At 69.3% G+C, this 15,838-nt stretch carries 13 protein-coding genes and 2 tRNA genes; 10 read left to right on the top strand and 5 right to left on the bottom strand.

The window, feature by feature from the left end; translation table 11 throughout:
• Positions 1-304 precede the first annotated feature (304 nt).
• The 4 genes from gyrB to ABZ899_RS29175 all read left to right on the top strand — a co-directional run bounded on the left by gyrB (position 305) and on the right by ABZ899_RS29175 (position 5,971).
• The gene (gyrB, locus tag ABZ899_RS29190; RefSeq protein WP_361351531.1) at positions 305-2,365 is read left to right on the top strand and encodes a DNA topoisomerase (ATP-hydrolyzing) subunit B; all 2,061 of its coding nucleotides are present in this window, start codon (positions 305-307) and stop codon (positions 2,363-2,365) included.
• Between the two features lie 42 nt (positions 2,366-2,407).
• On the top strand, positions 2,408-5,002 hold the full coding sequence (gyrA, locus tag ABZ899_RS29185; RefSeq protein ID WP_361351528.1) for a DNA gyrase subunit A: 2,595 nt from the start codon (positions 2,408-2,410) through the stop codon (positions 5,000-5,002).
• Between the two features lie 18 nt (positions 5,003-5,020).
• Positions 5,021-5,782 carry a DUF3566 domain-containing protein gene (locus tag ABZ899_RS29180; protein WP_361351525.1) on the top strand — a complete coding sequence of 254 codons (762 nt, stop codon included), beginning with the start codon at positions 5,021-5,023 and terminating at the stop codon, positions 5,780-5,782.
• A gap of 112 nt (positions 5,783-5,894) precedes the next feature.
• Positions 5,895-5,971 (top strand) — tRNA-Ile (locus ABZ899_RS29175).
• 85 nt (positions 5,972-6,056) lie between these two features.
• Here the strand turns inward: ABZ899_RS29175 and ABZ899_RS29170 are convergent.
• Positions 6,057-6,440: a DUF6193 family natural product biosynthesis protein gene (locus ABZ899_RS29170; RefSeq protein WP_361351522.1), complete on the bottom strand. Its 384-nt coding sequence runs from the start codon at positions 6,438-6,440 to the stop codon at positions 6,057-6,059.
• 168 nt (positions 6,441-6,608) lie between these two features.
• Between ABZ899_RS29170 and ABZ899_RS29165 the strand changes: the two genes are divergently transcribed.
• The gene (locus tag ABZ899_RS29165; RefSeq protein WP_361351520.1) at positions 6,609-7,349 is read left to right on the top strand and encodes an AAA family ATPase; all 741 of its coding nucleotides are present in this window, start codon (positions 6,609-6,611) and stop codon (positions 7,347-7,349) included.
• A 134-nt stretch (positions 7,350-7,483) separates the two neighbouring features.
• Here the strand turns inward: ABZ899_RS29165 and ABZ899_RS29160 are convergent, their stop codons facing one another.
• On the bottom strand, positions 7,484-7,864 hold the full coding sequence (locus ABZ899_RS29160) for a DUF6344 domain-containing protein (RefSeq protein WP_361351517.1): 381 nt from the start codon (positions 7,862-7,864) through the stop codon (positions 7,484-7,486).
• Positions 7,865-8,200: 336 nt separating this feature from the next.
• Between ABZ899_RS29160 and ABZ899_RS29155 the strand changes: the two genes are divergently transcribed.
• Together ABZ899_RS29155 and ABZ899_RS29150 are read left to right on the top strand one after the other, a co-directional pair.
• Positions 8,201-8,329, top strand: coding sequence for a DLW-39 family protein (locus ABZ899_RS29155; protein WP_003999697.1), 129 nt, complete (start codon positions 8,201-8,203; stop codon positions 8,327-8,329).
• A gap of 257 nt (positions 8,330-8,586) precedes the next feature.
• Positions 8,587-9,888 (top strand): hypothetical protein, encoded by a 1,302-nt coding sequence (locus ABZ899_RS29150; protein WP_361351514.1) that lies wholly within the window; start codon positions 8,587-8,589, stop codon positions 9,886-9,888.
• 45 nt (positions 9,889-9,933) lie between these two features.
• Here ABZ899_RS29150 and ABZ899_RS29145 read toward each other — a convergent pair whose 3' ends face one another.
• Positions 9,934-11,532, bottom strand: coding sequence for a serine/threonine-protein kinase (locus tag ABZ899_RS29145; RefSeq protein ID WP_361351512.1), 1,599 nt, complete (start codon positions 11,530-11,532; stop codon positions 9,934-9,936).
• 179 nt (positions 11,533-11,711) lie between these two features.
• A complete protein-coding gene (locus ABZ899_RS29140) occupies positions 11,712-12,260 on the bottom strand; it encodes a DNA-binding protein (protein ID WP_108707798.1) in 549 nt (182 codons plus the stop codon).
• Positions 12,261-12,442: 182 nt separating this feature from the next.
• Between ABZ899_RS29140 and ABZ899_RS29135 the strand changes: the two genes are divergently transcribed.
• Positions 12,443-12,515, top strand: a tRNA-Ala gene (locus tag ABZ899_RS29135).
• A 491-nt stretch (positions 12,516-13,006) separates the two neighbouring features.
• On the opposite strand, the gene ABZ899_RS29130 is transcribed toward ABZ899_RS29135, so the two are convergent.
• The gene (locus ABZ899_RS29130) at positions 13,007-13,705 is read right to left on the bottom strand and encodes a DUF5324 family protein (protein WP_361351509.1); all 699 of its coding nucleotides are present in this window, start codon (positions 13,703-13,705) and stop codon (positions 13,007-13,009) included.
• A 320-nt stretch (positions 13,706-14,025) separates the two neighbouring features.
• Between ABZ899_RS29130 and ABZ899_RS29125 the strand changes: the two genes are divergently transcribed.
• Complete coding sequence (locus ABZ899_RS29125) at positions 14,026-14,559, top strand: peptidylprolyl isomerase (RefSeq protein WP_361351506.1); 534 nt, start codon at positions 14,026-14,028, stop codon at positions 14,557-14,559.
• Positions 14,560-14,683: 124 nt separating this feature from the next.
• Positions 14,684-15,568 carry a rhomboid family intramembrane serine protease gene (locus ABZ899_RS29120; RefSeq protein ID WP_361351503.1) on the top strand — a complete coding sequence of 295 codons (885 nt, stop codon included), beginning with the start codon at positions 14,684-14,686 and terminating at the stop codon, positions 15,566-15,568.
• The last annotated feature ends 270 nt before the right edge of the window (positions 15,569-15,838 follow it).

The raw sequence follows: 15,838 nt of genomic DNA, 5'->3' as shown, positions 1-15,838 counted from the left end.
TCCGAAGTAGCCAAGGGTTGACGGCTCGAAGCGCTGAGTGCCGCTGTGAGCCTCTTGGAGCCCCCTTCCCTATATCGGGAGTCCTCCGAGCCGGGTTCAGGGCGGCACATGCGGACTCAGGTACCGGCAAACCCCCATCACTGTCAGCGCTACCGGTAGACTGGAAGACAATCCCGCCCCAGTCGTGGGGACCGTCCGGGACACGCTGAGCAACGCTGATCAAGGCTTACCAACGCAACATGCCGCAGCCGCTCCGGCAACCCGCCGACGAGCTTGGCTCGTGCTGTGCCAGAAAGGGCGCTTCGTGGCCGATTCCGGCAACCCCAACGAGAACATTCCGTCCACCGACGCCGGCGCCGACGGCGCGGGCGCTTCGTCGAGCGCCGAGGTCACCTCCTCGTACGACGCCAGCGCCATCACCGTCCTCGAGGGCCTGGACGCCGTTCGCAAGCGACCCGGTATGTACATCGGTTCGACCGGCGAGCGCGGACTGCACCACCTCGTGCAGGAGGTCGTCGACAACTCCGTCGACGAGGCCCTGGCCGGTTACGCGGACACGATCGACGTGACGATCCTCCCCGACGGCGGCGTCCGCGTCGTCGACAACGGCCGCGGCATCCCGGTGGGCATCGTCCCGTCCGAGGGCAAGCCGGCCGTCGAGGTCGTCCTGACCGTGCTGCACGCGGGCGGCAAGTTCGGCGGCGGTGGCTACGCGGTCTCCGGCGGTCTGCACGGCGTCGGCGTGTCCGTGGTGAACGCCCTGTCCACCAAGGTCGCCGTCGAGGTCAAGACGGACGGCTACCGCTGGACGCAGGACTACAAGCTCGGTGTCCCGACCGCCCCGCTCGCCAGGCACGAGGCGACGGAGGAGCACGGCACCTCGGTCACCTTCTGGGCCGACCCGGACATCTTCGAGACCACCGAGTACTCCTTCGAGACGCTCTCGCGGCGCTTCCAGGAGATGGCGTTCCTCAACAAGGGCCTGCGGATCCGGCTCACCGACGAGCGTGAGTCGGCGAAGGCGACCTCCGGCGCGGACGAGGCGGGCGCCGACGAGAAGGCCGAGGTCAAGTCGGTCGACTACCACTACGAGGGCGGCATCGTCGACTTCGTGAAGTACCTCAACTCCCGCAAGGGGGACGTGGTGCACCCCACCGTCATCGACCTGGAGGCCGAGGACAAGGACAAGCTCCTGTCCCTCGAGGTCGCGATGCAGTGGAACAGCAGCTACACCGAGGGCGTCTACTCCTTCGCCAACATCATCCACACGCACGAGGGCGGTACCCACGAAGAGGGCTTCCGCGCCGCGCTGACCTCGCTGATCAACAAGTACGCGCGCGACAAGAAGCTGCTGCGCGACAAGGACGACAACCTCACGGGCGACGACATCCGCGAGGGTCTGACGGCGATCATCTCGGTCAAGCTGAGTGAGCCTCAGTTCGAGGGCCAGACCAAGACGAAGCTGGGCAACACCGAGGTGAAGACCTTTGTCCAGAAGGTCGTCTACGAGCACCTGGCGGACTGGCTGGACCGCAACCCGAACGAGGCCGGGGACATCATCCGCAAGGGCATCCAGGCCGCCACCGCGCGCGTGGCCGCCCGCAAGGCGCGCGACCTGACCCGCCGCAAGGGCCTGCTGGAGACCGCGTCCCTGCCGGGCAAGCTCTCCGACTGCCAGTCGAACGACCCCATCAAGTGCGAGATCTTCATCGTCGAGGGTGACTCCGCCGGCGGCTCGGCCAAGTCCGGCCGCAACCCCGAGTACCAGGCGATCCTCCCGATCCGCGGCAAGATCCTCAACGTCGAGAAGGCGCGGATCGACAAGATCCTGCAGAACCAGGAGATCCAGGCGCTGATCTCGGCCTTCGGCACGGGTGTGCACGAGGACTTCGACATCGGGAAGCTGCGCTATCACAAGATCATCCTGATGGCGGACGCCGACGTCGACGGCCAGCACATCAACACCCTGCTGCTGACGTTCCTGTTCCGCTTCATGCGTCCGCTGGTCGAGGCCGGGCACGTCTTCCTGTCGCGTCCGCCGCTCTACAAGATCAAGTGGGGCCGGGACGAGGTGGAGTACGCCTACTCCGACCGCGAGCGCGACGCGCTGATCGAGATGGGCCGCCAGCGCGGCAAGCGCATCAGGGAGGACTCGATCCAGCGCTTCAAGGGTCTCGGCGAGATGAACGCCGAGGAGCTGCGCATCACGACCATGGACCAGGAGCACCGCGTCCTCGGCCAGGTCACCCTCGACGACGCCGCCCAGGCCGACGACCTGTTCTCGGTCCTGATGGGCGAGGACGTCGAGGCCCGCCGCCAGTTCATCCAGCGCAACGCCAAGGACGTCCGCTTCCTCGACATCTGAGTCGGTCTCAGCTGACCGCACCAGGAAGGATCTTCACCAGCAATGGCCGACGAGAACACTCCCGTCACCCCTGAAGAGGGCGGCGAACTCGCCATGCGTGTCGAGCCCGTCGGGCTCGAGACGGAGATGCAGCGCTCGTATCTCGACTACGCGATGTCCGTCATCGTCTCGCGTGCGCTGCCGGACGTCCGGGACGGCCTCAAGCCCGTCCACCGCCGCGTCCTGTACGCCATGTACGACGGCGGCTACCGCCCCGAGCGCGGCTTCTACAAGTGCGCGCGCGTGGTCGGCGACGTCATGGGCAACTACCACCCCCACGGCGACTCCTCGATCTACGACGCCCTGGTGCGCCTCGCCCAGCCGTGGTCGATGCGCATGCCGCTCGTCGACTCCAACGGCAACTTCGGCTCTCCGGGCAACGACCCGGCGGCGGCCATGCGCTACACCGAGTGCAAGATGGCGCCGCTGTCGATGGAGATGGTCCGTGACATCGACGAGGAGACCGTCGACTTCACGGACAACTACGACGGCCGCTCCCAGGAGCCGACGGTCCTGCCGGCCCGCTTCCCGAACCTGCTGATCAACGGCTCGGCCGGTATCGCGGTCGGCATGGCGACCAACATCCCGCCGCACAACCTCCGCGAGGTCGCCGCCGGCGCCCAGTGGTACCTGGAGAACCCCGAGGCCTCGCACGAGGAGCTGCTGGACGCGCTGATCGAGCGCATCAAGGGCCCCGACTTCCCGACCGGCGCCCTCGTCGTCGGCCGCAAGGGCATCGAGGAGGCGTACCGCACCGGCCGCGGCTCGATCACCATGCGCGCGGTCGTCGAGGTCGAGGAGATCCAGAACCGCCAGTGCCTGGTGGTCACGGAACTGCCGTACCAGACCAACCCCGACAACCTCGCGCAGAAGATCGCCGACCTGGTGAAGGACGGCAAGATCGGCGGCATCGCGGACGTCCGCGACGAGACGTCGTCGCGTACAGGCCAGCGGCTCGTGATCGTTCTCAAGCGGGACGCGGTCGCCAAGGTCGTCCTGAACAACCTCTACAAGCACACGGACCTGCAGACGAACTTCGGCGCCAACATGCTGGCGCTCGTCGACGGCGTCCCGCGCACCCTCTCCCTGGACGCGTTCATCCGCCACTGGGTGACGCACCAGATCGAGGTCATCGTCCGCCGTACGCGCTTCCGGCTGCGCAAGGCCGAGGAGCGGGCACACATCCTGCGCGGCCTGCTGAAGGCCCTGGACGCCATCGACGAGGTCATCGCGCTGATCCGGCGCAGCGACACCGTCGACATCGCGCGCGGCGGCCTGATGGAGCTCCTGGAGATCGACGAGATCCAGGCCAACGCCATCCTCGAGATGCAGCTGCGCCGACTGGCCGCCCTGGAGCGCCAGAAGATCGTCCAGGAGCACGACGAGCTCCAGACGAAGATCACCGAGTACAACGAGATCCTGTCCTCCCCGGTCCGCCAGCGCGGCATCGTGAGCGAGGAACTCGCCGCGATCGTCGAGAAGTACGGCGACGACCGCAAGACCATGCTGGTGCCCTACGACGGCGACATGTCCATCGAGGACCTCATCGCCGAAGAGGACATCGTGGTCACCGTCAGCCGGGGCGGCTACGTCAAGCGCACCAAGACGGACGACTACCGGGCGCAGAAGCGCGGCGGCAAGGGCGTACGCGGCACGAAGCTGAAGGAAGACGACATCGTCGACCACTTCTTCGTCTCGACCACGCACCACTGGCTGCTCTTCTTCACCAACAAGGGCCGTGTCTACCGGGCCAAGGCGTACGAGCTCCCGGACGCCGGCCGGGACGCGCGCGGGCAGCATGTGGCCAACCTGCTGGCCTTCCAGCCGGACGAGGCCATCGCCGAGATCCTCGCGATCCGCGACTACGAGGCGGCGCCGTACCTCGTGCTCGCCACCAAGGCGGGCCTGGTCAAGAAGACGCCTCTGAAGGATTACGATTCGCCCCGCTCCGGTGGTGTCATCGCGATCAACCTCCGTGCGATGGAGGACGGTTCCGACGACGAACTGATCGGTGCCGAACTGGTCTCGTCCGACGATGATCTGCTTCTGATCAGCAAGAAGGCCCAGTCGATCAGGTTCACCGCCACGGACGACGCGCTGCGCCCCATGGGCCGCGCCACCTCGGGTGTCAAGGGCATGAGTTTCCGCGAGGGGGACGAGCTCCTCTCGATGAATGTTGTTCGACCCGGTACGTTCGTGTTCACTGCCACCGACGGCGGTTACGCGAAGCGGACCGCGGTCGACGAGTACCGCGTTCAGGGTCGCGGCGGCCTGGGCATCAAGGCCGCCAAGATCGTCGAGGACCGCGGTTCGCTCGTCGGGGCGCTGGTGGTCGAGGAGACCGACGAGATCCTCGCCATCACGCTCGGCGGCGGTGTGATTCGTACGCGAGTCAACGAGATCAGGGAGACGGGCCGTGACACCATGGGCGTCCAACTGATCAACCTCGGCAAGCGCGATGCCGTCGTAGGTATCGCACGCAACGCCGAGGCTGGACGCGAGGCGGAGGAGGTCGACGGCGACGTGGCCGTCGACGAGACCGCCGAGGGGGTCGCGACCACCGGCACGGACGAGGGTGACGCGCCCTCTGCCGAGTAGCACGAGGAGTGAGTCATCGTGAGCGGAGCCACGGGCACCGGATCGTCCGGTATCCCGGCCGGTTCTCCGGCTGGTTCGGAGACGGGCGGCGGCGGTCGTGGCTCCGCCGCGCAGGCGGCGGACACCCACACCACGCAGCTGAAGGCGATCAAGCCGTCGCCCGCGAAGGGCGCGTCCACGCCCGACGCACCCGGATCGCAGGGGGGAACCGTGACGGACCCCTACGCGGCCGGTGGGGGCCCGGCCGCACCGGGGGGCGCCCAGCAGCAGGCGTCGCCCCTGCCGGGTGAACGCCACCCTCAGCAGGCCGGCGGTCCGTACCACCCGCCGCAGGCCTATCAGACGGCCGGCGGCGGCGCTCCGGCCGGCGCGGTCCGCAAGCCGCGCACCGGGGCGCGTACGACCCCGCGCACCCGCAAGGCGCGGCTGCGGGTCGCCAAGGCGGACCCGTGGTCGGTGATGAAGGTCAGCTTCCTGCTGTCCATCGCGCTGGGCATCTGCACGATCGTCGCGGCCGCGGTGCTGTGGATGGTCATGGACGCCATGGGCGTCTTCTCCACGGTCGGCGGCACGATCTCCGAGGCCACCGGTTCGAACGAGTCGAACGGCTTCGACCTGCAGTCCTTCCTGTCGCTGCCGAACGTCCTGCTGTTCACGTCGATCATCGCGGTCATCGACGTCGTCCTCGCGACGGCGCTGGCGACCCTCGGGGCGTTCATCTACAACCTCTCCGCGGGCTTCGTGGGCGGCGTCGAGCTGACCCTCGCGGAGGACGAGTGAGACAGGGCCCAGGCCCTGCCGTACGCCCCTCCGAGAACCGATTTTGGGACTCCCCGTGTCGTGCGCTAATGTTCAGGAGTCAGCGCGCGGGAGACACACCGCAGAGCGCGGCGGGGCTATAGCTCAGTTGGTTAGAGCGCATCCCTGATAAGGATGAGGCCACAGGTTCAAATCCTGTTAGCCCCACCAGCGAGAAGACCCCCAACCGATCATGGTTGGGGGTCTTCGACATTTACGGGTCACATCAGCCGCGCTCTGCCGGATCGTTGCCTTTCTACCGATCCAACGTCGTGGCCTCATGAGCGGCGAGTTCTTCAGGGGTGCCCACGAAGGCGGGACCGCAGTCAGGCGGCAGGCGGTCGACCACCAGAGCGATGGCTTCCTGCACCGTGGCCACCTGTCCTACCGACTCGGATCGGAGTGGCCCGAGAACCCAGTAGGTGCCCTCAGTACCGGGCGCGATGTAGGGGATGTCCCAGGTCCATCGCCGCTCGGTGCAACGGCTGAAGTGAAGCTCGCCCATTCCTGTCCAGGGAAAAAGCTGCCGCAGACGCGGCTCGGTGTAAGCGGCTTCCAGAAGCTCGTCGCGTACGCGCCCGTCGTCGCGTACGGCCTGCCAGCCTGCTTCGACGATGGGGATCGATGAGTCCTGGGTCATGTCGCCATCATGCATGCCCGACGCGCAGCCCCAGGATGAGTCAGCCGATCAGTGGATCTTCCAGACGCTCGGCGGGCACCAGCGAGAAGCCCCTCGGACCAGCGGTCCGGGGGGCTTCTGCTTCCCGGGCGGGAGGCCGTTGTCAGTGGTGGGTGGGAGTGTGGCGGGGTGATTGTGGAACGGGCCTATGCACATGTCACCGCGGGTGAGGCGGCGGAGGGGCGGTGGCCGTGGTCCGTGCCGTGCGTGCGGCAGCTCGTGGAGGAGGGGCTGCGGTTCTCCGCGCCTGTCACGTTCCTGGTGGGGGAGAACGGCTCCGGGAAGTCCACGCTGGTCGAGGCGCTGGCGGAGGGGTTCGGCCTGGACTCCTGGGGCGGGTCCGCGGGCTACCGGTACGCCAGTGCCCGCGAGCCCTCGGAGCTGGGCGCGCGGGTGCGGTTCGAGGCGACGGCGGCCGGGCGGCGCATGCTGCGCGGGTCTCGGACGCGCCGCAGGGGGTTCTTCCTGCGGGCGGAGACGGCGCTGGACGCGCTGGGCCGGGAGCAGATGACGGGAAGGCTCTCGGGGGCCGTGGACGAGATGAGCCACGGCGAAGGCTTTCTGATGGCCTTCCGCGAGCGTTTCGAGGGGCCCGGGCTGTACGTCATGGACGAACCCGAGGCCGCGCTGTCGTTCGCTTCCTGTCTTCAACTCGTGGGGCTGCTGCATCACCTGGGGCGTTCCGGCGCGCAGATCGTCTGCGCCACGCACTCACCTGTGCTCACGGCGCTACCCGGCGCCGAGATCATCGAGGTGGGTGACCACGGAATGCGTCCCGCCGGCTGGCGGGATCTGGAGCTCGTCGACCACTGGCGTCGTTATCTCAACGACCCCGGGGCCTATCTGCGGCACATCGTCGAAGCGGAATGACGTACCGCCGTAGCGGAGGGCGTCGTTCTGCGTCGTCGTTCACTGCTGCGTGCTGCGTGCTGCGTGCTGCTTGTACTGCGTTATCGCGTTACGTCCGTACTGCGGGAGGCTGTCGCTCGGGCGGGCCCGAGGGGTCAGCGTTGGTGGGGCACCAGAGGCTGGGCCGGGGAGGCCGCCGTGGCGCACTCGCGGGTCGCCGGGATCGATGCCGCCGCTTCCGTGTCCGAGAGCGGACGGTGCCGGCAGCTGGGGGTCTTTCCGTGGGCCTCCGCCCGGATGCGCTGCTTCATCGTGGGAGGCAGGGCCCTGGCGTAGGACCAGGCCCAGGGGGGCGGCGCCGGCACCGCGAGTTCCGCGCTGCGCTCGCTGTCGTTGCGGCCGGTGTTGCGGGAGGAGGTCTCGGTCTGCGGCGAGGCCGCGGCCGAGGTGTTCGAGACGAAGCCGAGCGCCGAGAACAGCGCGAGGAAGGCGGTGACGATGGCGGTCCACAGGTTCATGACCTTGTTCCTGGTCATGGCCCCTCACTTTCAGGTTGGGCGATTTGCGTACTTTCCTCATGATGTGGATGTGGGCCGCGAAGTCATGGACCGACGCCCGTGGCGCGTCGATCTTCAGATGAACAGCACTCGAATGGCCGCATAAGGCGCGAAGAGTGGCAAAAGTGGCGGGAGGCGGCAAAGTCACCCTCCGTCCGGAGGTGATCACTCTCCGGCCCGGTGGCGGTTCGTCCCCATCTACTGGCGTGTGCCGGGCGGCAGTTGAGCCCCCACGCAGGTCACCGATCGGTATCGGCCGGTGTGTATAGTCGGGCGCCAGAGGTCCCCTACGTCAAGGAAAGACGAGGTCGCGCGGTGAAGAAGCTTCTCCTGGTCGCACTGGCCGCCATCGGCGGGCTCCTCGTGTACCGCCAGATCCAGGCGGATCGCGCCGAGCAGGATCTGTGGACGGAGGCGACTGACTCCGTGCCCACGGGTTCGTGAGCCGTCACGACGGATTCGACACAGACCCCGGCCGCCGACGCGGCCGGGGTTTCGTGTGTTCGGAGCAACGCACGGCCACCGTTCCTCGAGTTGCGGAAGCCAGCCACAGCGTCTAGACGCCTCCGTTTCGGACGGGCGTACGGAATGCGGGGGCGCCCGGCCGCCGGGGTGGGCAGGATGGGCGACGGTCCGGAAGCGGCGACGAGGGGTGGCGCGGGATGAGGCGGCGTACGGGGGCACGGCAGGGGGCGCGTCCGGTGCGTCACGCGGGCCGCGCGCGGTCGGCCGCCGTGGGGGCGCTGCTGCTGTGCACGACGGCCGTTCTGCCGGTGCCCGCGGCGCTCGCCGCCGGGACGCCGGGTCCGTACGGCTTCGACCCGGATGCCACGAGCGTCACCGGCGCGCCCACCACGGCCGGTGCGAAGCCCCTCTCCGCCGGGACGACGTACCGCAGTTCGCTGCCCGCCGACGGGGTCGTGCACTACTCCCTCGAACTCGACGCCACCTCCGACACCTACGTCTCCGCCACCGCGGCCCCCGCCCCCGGCAGCACGGTCTCCGCGGGCGAGGGCGTCAAGGTGACCGTGCAGGACGCCGCGGGCCGCTCCTGCTCCTTCGACACCGAGACCTTCGGCGTCGTCCGCAGCGCCCGTCCGATCGCCGCCTGGGGCGCCCGGGAGATCTCCGCCGACCGGCCCCGCTGCAAGACGGCGGGCACCTACGACGTGGTCGTCGAGCGCGTCGGTACGCCGGTGACCGCGCCGGACGCCTGGGACCTGGAGCTGTTCGTCGTCTCCGAGCCGGCGCTGCGCGAGCCCGCCGCCGAGGTCCCGGAAGCCTGGAACTCGCGGACCCCGGCGCCCGCCACCGGCGAGCCCGTCGCGCGCGAGGGAGGCTCGGGTTTCGCCTCGGCGGTGCCCGTCGGCCCGGGCGTGTGGGGTGCGGGCATCGAGCCCGGCGGCACGCTCTTCTACAAGGTGCCGGTCGGCTGGGGCGGGCAGCTCTCCGCGACCGCCGAACTGGCCGCCGCGGACGGCCGGGGCGGCTACACGACCGGCGCGCTGAGCCTCACGCTCTACAACCCCGCGCGCGGGTTCGTCGACGACGTGAGCGCCAACTACGCCGGCCGGCGGGAGTCCGCCGCACTGCCGCCCCTGCCTCCGGTCGCCTACGAGAACCGGTACGCGGGGCCGGACCGGCTCAGCGCCATGCGGTTCGCGGGTTCCTACTATCTGGTCGTGCACCTCGCGTCCGAGGTGGGCGACAAGTTCGGCGACGGGCCCTTCGGCGTGGCCCTGCGGGTGCGGACGGACGGCTCGGAGAAGGCCGTGCCCGACTACGCGGGTGAGCCCAGGCCGGACGACGTCTTCGAGGCCGTGCCCGTGGACCTGGGCGAGGTCACCGAGGGCCCGGCCAAGGGCGGTACGGCGGGTGGAGGCGGGGGCGGGGATGCCGCGATGACCGTGCTGGCGGTGAGCGGCATCGGTACGGGGACGGCTCTGCTGGGGGTGCTCGGCGTGTGGAGGGTGGTCGCGCGCCGGAGGCTCGGTAGCCCGTAGGAGCGCCCGGACGGACAGGGGGGCGCGGCGGGCGTGCGCCGGGGCTCAGATGTGGCTGAGCGCCCAGAACCCCACGGCGTAGCACACCAGCGCCAGCAGCAGGAGCGGGACGGCCACCTTGGCGGGAGGACCGGGCCGGCGCACGGCCCGGTGACCGGCGCGACGACGGGGCTGCGCGACGGGCGGCGATGAAAGGGGAACCTGCGGGCTCTGGGCGGTGTATGAGGCAGTGGAGACGTCGATGCGGTGATACGGCGTCGGTGCGGGCGGGGGAGTGGGCGTCGGGGGCTCCGCGGGGGCCGGGGGCCCGTACGGGTGCCGCGGGACGGGGGATCGATGGGCGGCGAGGTCGCGGGTGCGGTCGTACGGCGGTGGGGGCGCGGTGGCGCGGGCGGTGGACGCGGTGCTGTCGGGCGGGGGCAGCGGGAAGCTGCCGGTGTCCGACATGTTGGGCAGCCGATGGCCGCCGCCGGACGGCGAGGAGCCCGTGGGCGTCCGGATGCCCTGCCGCGGCGCCTCGGGGCGGTGTGGGGGCGGTGCCGGCGCGGGGGTGGACGGGACGGGTGGCGCCACTGCCGGTGGGGCCGGTATGGCCGGTATGGATGGCGCCGACACGGGTGGGGACGGGACGGGGCGAGGTGGCACGGAAGGCGGGTGGTCCCCGGTCAGGGACGCGGACGAGCCGGCTCCGGCCGGTCCGGACCTGTCCACCCGCAGGGCACCCGAGGTGGTGCCCGTCCCGTCGATGACCCCGGGCGCACGCGTGTGGGGCCCCTCCGGGCCGAATCCCACCGGCAGGGGGCCGAGTTGGTCGAAGATCTCGATCAACTCGTCGTCGGGGCCGGGTTCCGGCAGGAGCTCGGCGGCCGACGCGAGGGCCTTGCGCGCGCCCGTGGCGGTGCGGAACCGCGCGTGCGGATCGGGCTGGAGCAGCGTCGCCACGATCTGCCACAGCGGCTCCGGAACGCCCTTGGGCGGGCCCGGTGTGCCGTGCTCGGTGAAGTACTGCACGAGCGCCTTGGCGTCCGGCTTGGCGCCCTCCAGCAGGTACAGCGCCACGAGTCCCACGGCGAACAGATCCGCCGGGAAGTCCGGGTCGGAGCCGAGGAGTTGCTCGGGAGCGAGATAACCGGGCGTCCCCACCACGAGGTTGGTCTCGGTCAGCCGGGGCTCGCCCAGCCGCATGGCGATGCCGAAGTCGGACAGCCGCAGCCGGGGTCGAGCCGTCCCGGTGGCCTCCAGGAGCACGTTGGCGGGCTTGATGTCCCGGTGGACGACACCTTCGGCGTGCACGGCCGCCAGGCCCGCCAGCAGCTGGTCGAGCAGCGTGCACACGAACGAGGGCGGCAGGGGGCCGTAGTCCCCGACGAGGTGGACGAGCGAACCGCCGCCCACCAGGTCCATGGTGAACAGGACCTTGTCGTCGTCCGCGGCCCAGCTGGCGGGCGCGAGCACATGGGGGTGGTCGATCCGCAGGGCCTGCTCCCGGACGAACCGCAGCAGCGAGTGCGCGTCGCTCTGCTGGAGCACCTTGGCCGCCACGTACCGGCGGCGGCGGTGGTCCCAGGCACGCCAGACGGCACCGACGCCTCCGCGCCCGATCGGGTCGGCCAGTTCGTACCGGCCGGCGAAGACCTCACCCATGGCTGTGCGTCGCTCCTCCCCCTGCGGTCATCCCCCTTGCTTCCCCCACGACGGGCGATACGACTCCTCCCGCCCGGCTCCCCGTGGGGCGCGGTCCTCGGAAGCACCGGTGGGCCGGCGTCCACTCAGCCGTCGGCCCGATCGCCGACCCCCTTCGGCGATCGGGCCCGGGGTTCAGCTCAGCTCTGGTGCGACTGGTAGTGCGCGACCGCGTCGGACGTCCGGCCGGCGCCGTACACCCGGAGGAACTCTGCCAGTTCCGGGTGGGTCCCGGCGAGACTGTCGGCGGCCTCGATGATGTCCCCCGCGGCCGCGACCGAGCGCAGCAGTGACTGGATCTCACGGACCACCCTCTTCACGGTGGGCGCGCCCGAACTGCTCGTCGTCTGTGTGGTGTTGCTGAGCACCGAGCCCCCCTGCGACTTCTTGATCTCCTCCATGCGCTCGGTGGCCTCGGCCGCGCTCACGCTGCCGTCAGCGACCTGCCCCGCCAAGTCCTGCAGCAGCTGCACCCGCTGGACCACGGCGGGATTGCCGATCTTCGCCCGCTGGCCGCTCATCAGCTGCGACAGCATCGGCGCGGACAGTCCCAGAACCCCCGCGAGACGAGCCTGGTTGAGGCCAAGATCGTCGATGAGCCTACGGAAGAGCGTCCCCAGCGGCTCCCCGTACCAGTTCCGCTGCAGATCCCGCGCTCTTGCGGTGGCTTCCTGCTGTGCGGCGTCCATTGCGTCTCCCCATCGCTTCCCCAAAACCGCGGTTCGCTGTCGCGAACCACGCCGAGCATCTTACGGAGAGTGGTTGTGCATCGGGACCCCCCATCTTTTTTGCGAGATACGGGGCGCGACCCGGTAGTCTGGTGTGCGGTAGCCGCCGGGACGTGCTCGTTCCTGTCGGATGCTCCTCTTCCGGGGCCTTAGCTCAGTTGGTAGAGCGCTGTCTTTGCATGGCAGATGTCAGGGGTTCGACTCCCCTAGGCTCCACTCTCCGGACCGGTCGGCACCCTCTCGGGTGCCGACCGGTTTCGTCTGCCCGGCGGCCGTTCTCCTGTGCGTGCGGCCGTGACGTGTGTCACCGGCTGGAGCGCCGTGACGGCGTTGCGCATATTTGCGCAAACATTCTCGATGTCGCCGGCCAGGGAATGGAAGCTCGCAGTCCAGGGTTCGTCGATCTCTGTTCGCTGCGGTCGAACCCCCGTGTGAGCTGGTCTTCAGATGTTCAGGTAATCAGAAGGATGCATTCCGTTAGGGGAGCTTGTGTGGAGCTCGCGCACACAAGTCGTTGCAAACGTCATCGTGGACGGAGCTGTGAACACAGTCGCCTCACAGCCTCGAGTGGAGGCCGACGACGCTCGAAGACAGCCGATCTTCGACAGCAGTGGATGTTCCACGTGAAACACCGCCAGGGGGCGGGAGACTTCAAGTCTCCCGCCCCCTGGCGGTGTTGGAACGAGCCGACGTGACCGAGGCTCAGGTCACCGGCCCTCGTCGCGTCGGGCGGCCTCCTCGGCTTCCTTCGCCTGGACCTCGGGGTCGAGCCCGCTCTGGTCCGTGCCGTCGACCGATGTCAGACGGCCTGACTCCGGCACCTCCGTCGCGGCGGGGGGCTCGACGAGCCAGTCCGGGTTCGCCTGCTTGTCCCACCACTTCCAGGCGGCAAAGGCGCCACCCGCAAGGAGACCGACGACGGCCAGGGTCTTCGCGAGACGGCCGGCCTTGGCGCGCCGCTGGTGCTTGCGGATCAGCTTCTGCACGTCCTTCGGCGAGACCTGACCGCGCAGTGCGGCCAGTGCGGCGACCCCACGGGCGGCCGCTTCCTCTTTGACGGGTCCGGCCGCGGCCACTGCCTGCTCGAGCTTGGGCCGGGAGTACTCGGCGGCCTGCAGGGCCGCCTTGCGGGTGCGGAGCGCCGCCTCGTGGGCGGCCTGATCGACCTTCGGCGGCACATGGGCGCGGGCTTGCTCCAGGCGCGGGGCGACATGGACGCCGTACTGGGCGCGGGCCTGCTCGGTGGCCAGCGACACCTTGGGCGCGAGCCGTACGCGTGCCTCGTGTGCGTAGTGGGCGGCCCTGTCCTTGGCGGTGTCGGCGTAGGGCGCCACCACTTCCGCGGCGTGCAGCACGCTGTCCTTCGCCGAGCCGGTCGCGGCGCGCACGCTTTCGATGCGGGTCACGGGTTCCTCCTCCTCGGTGGCGTACGGTAATTCGACTTTCCACCCTTTTACGGATCATGCCTCCCGGAACGCGGTGGGGCATGTGAGGGCTGGCATTCGGGTGCCGGTGAAAGTGATCGAATAACAGATCAATATGGGGCAACAGTGGCTTGTCGTCGACAATGCCACGGTTCGCCGTGTCGCGCCCCCGCCACGGGAGGACTCGACGCGTTTTCCGCAACGATCTGCCCGGTTGGGTGCCGGTTCACGGGCGCCGGGCCACCGCCGGGACCGTCCGTGCGAGGATCGGGGGATCACAGGACGACAACGGAAGGCAGATCGTGGCCGAGCAGCTCTACGCCACCCTGAAGACCAACCACGGCGACATCGCGGTGCGGCTTCTTCCCAACCACGCGCCGGTCACGGTCAGGAACTTCGTCGAACTCGCCCAGGGCGAGCGTGAGTGGACCAACCCCGCCACCGGCGAGAAGGCCGCGGCCAGGCTCTACGACGGCACCGTCTTCCACCGGGTCATCAGCGGCTTCATGATCCAGGGCGGTGACCCGCTGGGCAACGGCACCGGCGGCCCCGGCTACCAGTTCCAGGACGAGTTCCACCCCGACCTGGCCTTCGACAAGCCGTACCTGCTGGCCATGGCGAACGCCGGTCCGGGCACCAACGGCTCGCAGTTCTTCATCACCGTCGCCCCGTCGACCTGGTTGAACCGCAAGCACACGATCTTCGGCGAGGTCGCCGACGCGGCCGGCCAGAAGGTGGTCGACACGATCGCCTCGGTGCAGACCAACCCGCGCACCGACCGTCCGGTGAACGACGTCGTCATCGAGTCCGTCGTGATCGAGACGCGGCAGGGCTGACGCGGACATCGTCCGCTCGGGCGTCCGACACCTCCCGCAGGGAACCAATCGCCCCGCTCGTCCGTAAGGATGGGCGGGGCGGTGTACGGGCCTGTGCGCCGCGGACGACGACCTAGGGGATCCGATGGACCAGCCGGTGGGTAGCCAGCAGGACGCTCAGAGCCTGCCCGTCTGCTACCGCCACCCGGACCGCGAGACCGGTGTCCGCTGCACCCGCTGCGACCGTCCCATCTGCCCGGAGTGCATGATCAGCGCCTCCGTCGGCTTCCAGTGCCCGGAGTGCGTCCGCACCGGCTCCGGCACCGGCCACGCCCCGGACGCCGCCCGGCCCCGCACCCTCGCGGGTGGCAGCATCGCGGCCGATCCCCGCCTGATCACCAAGATCCTCATCGGGATCAACCTCGCGGTGTTCATCGCCGTACGGACGAATGAAGCGCTGCTGGGTGACCTCTTCCTGATCGGAACCTGGCCGCCCGCTCCCTTCCAGACGACCTCGGGGGTCGCGGACGGCGAGTGGTACCGCCTGGTGACCTCGATGTTCACGCACGAGGCGATCTGGCACTTCGCCTTCAACATGCTCAGCCTGTGGTGGCTGGGCGGCCCGCTCGAAGCGGCCCTCGGCCGGGCCCGCTATCTCGCCCTGTACTTCGGCTCGGGGCTCGCGGGCAGCGCCCTCACCTATCTGCTGGCCGCGCCGACCACGGCCTCGCTCGGGGCGTCCGGCGCGATCTTCGGCCTGTTCGGTGCGACGGCCGTCCTGATGCGCCGGCTCCAGTACGACATGCGCCCGATCATCGCCCTGCTCGTGATCAACCTGATCTTCACCTTCGGGTGGAGCAACATCGCCTGGCAGGCCCATATCGGCGGTCTGGTGGCCGGCGTCGTCATCGGTTACGCCATGGTCCACGCCCCCCGTGAGCACCGCGCGCTGATCCAGTACGGCACCTGTGCCGCGGTCCTGGCGGTGGTCGTCCTGGTGACCGCCCTCAGAACCCTTCAGCTCACCTGAGCAGCGGGTTCTGCCACCTGAGACGCACAGTTGTCCACAGCGGGTGGCGGATCTTGTGCACAGTGTGCGGACAGCAGCACGCCCCCTGTCGTGGACCAACGTTTCCGCAGGTCAGACAGAGGGCGAACAAGCTTTCGACGGTCCATGATCACCGGTAGTTCCGTCACACCGGCGTCAATCCTGGTTGGTTATCCACAGATCGTCGTTCTTTTTCAACACTGTGGAAAACCGCTGTGGATAACTCAGTGGATAGCCGTGGGCAGAGCTGCG

Origin of the sequence: Streptomyces sp. NPDC046859, from assembly GCF_040645135.1 — a bacterium.
Lineage (GTDB): Bacteria > Actinomycetota > Actinomycetes > Streptomycetales > Streptomycetaceae > Streptomyces.
This window is presented reverse-complemented; position numbering and strand designations above follow the sequence as displayed.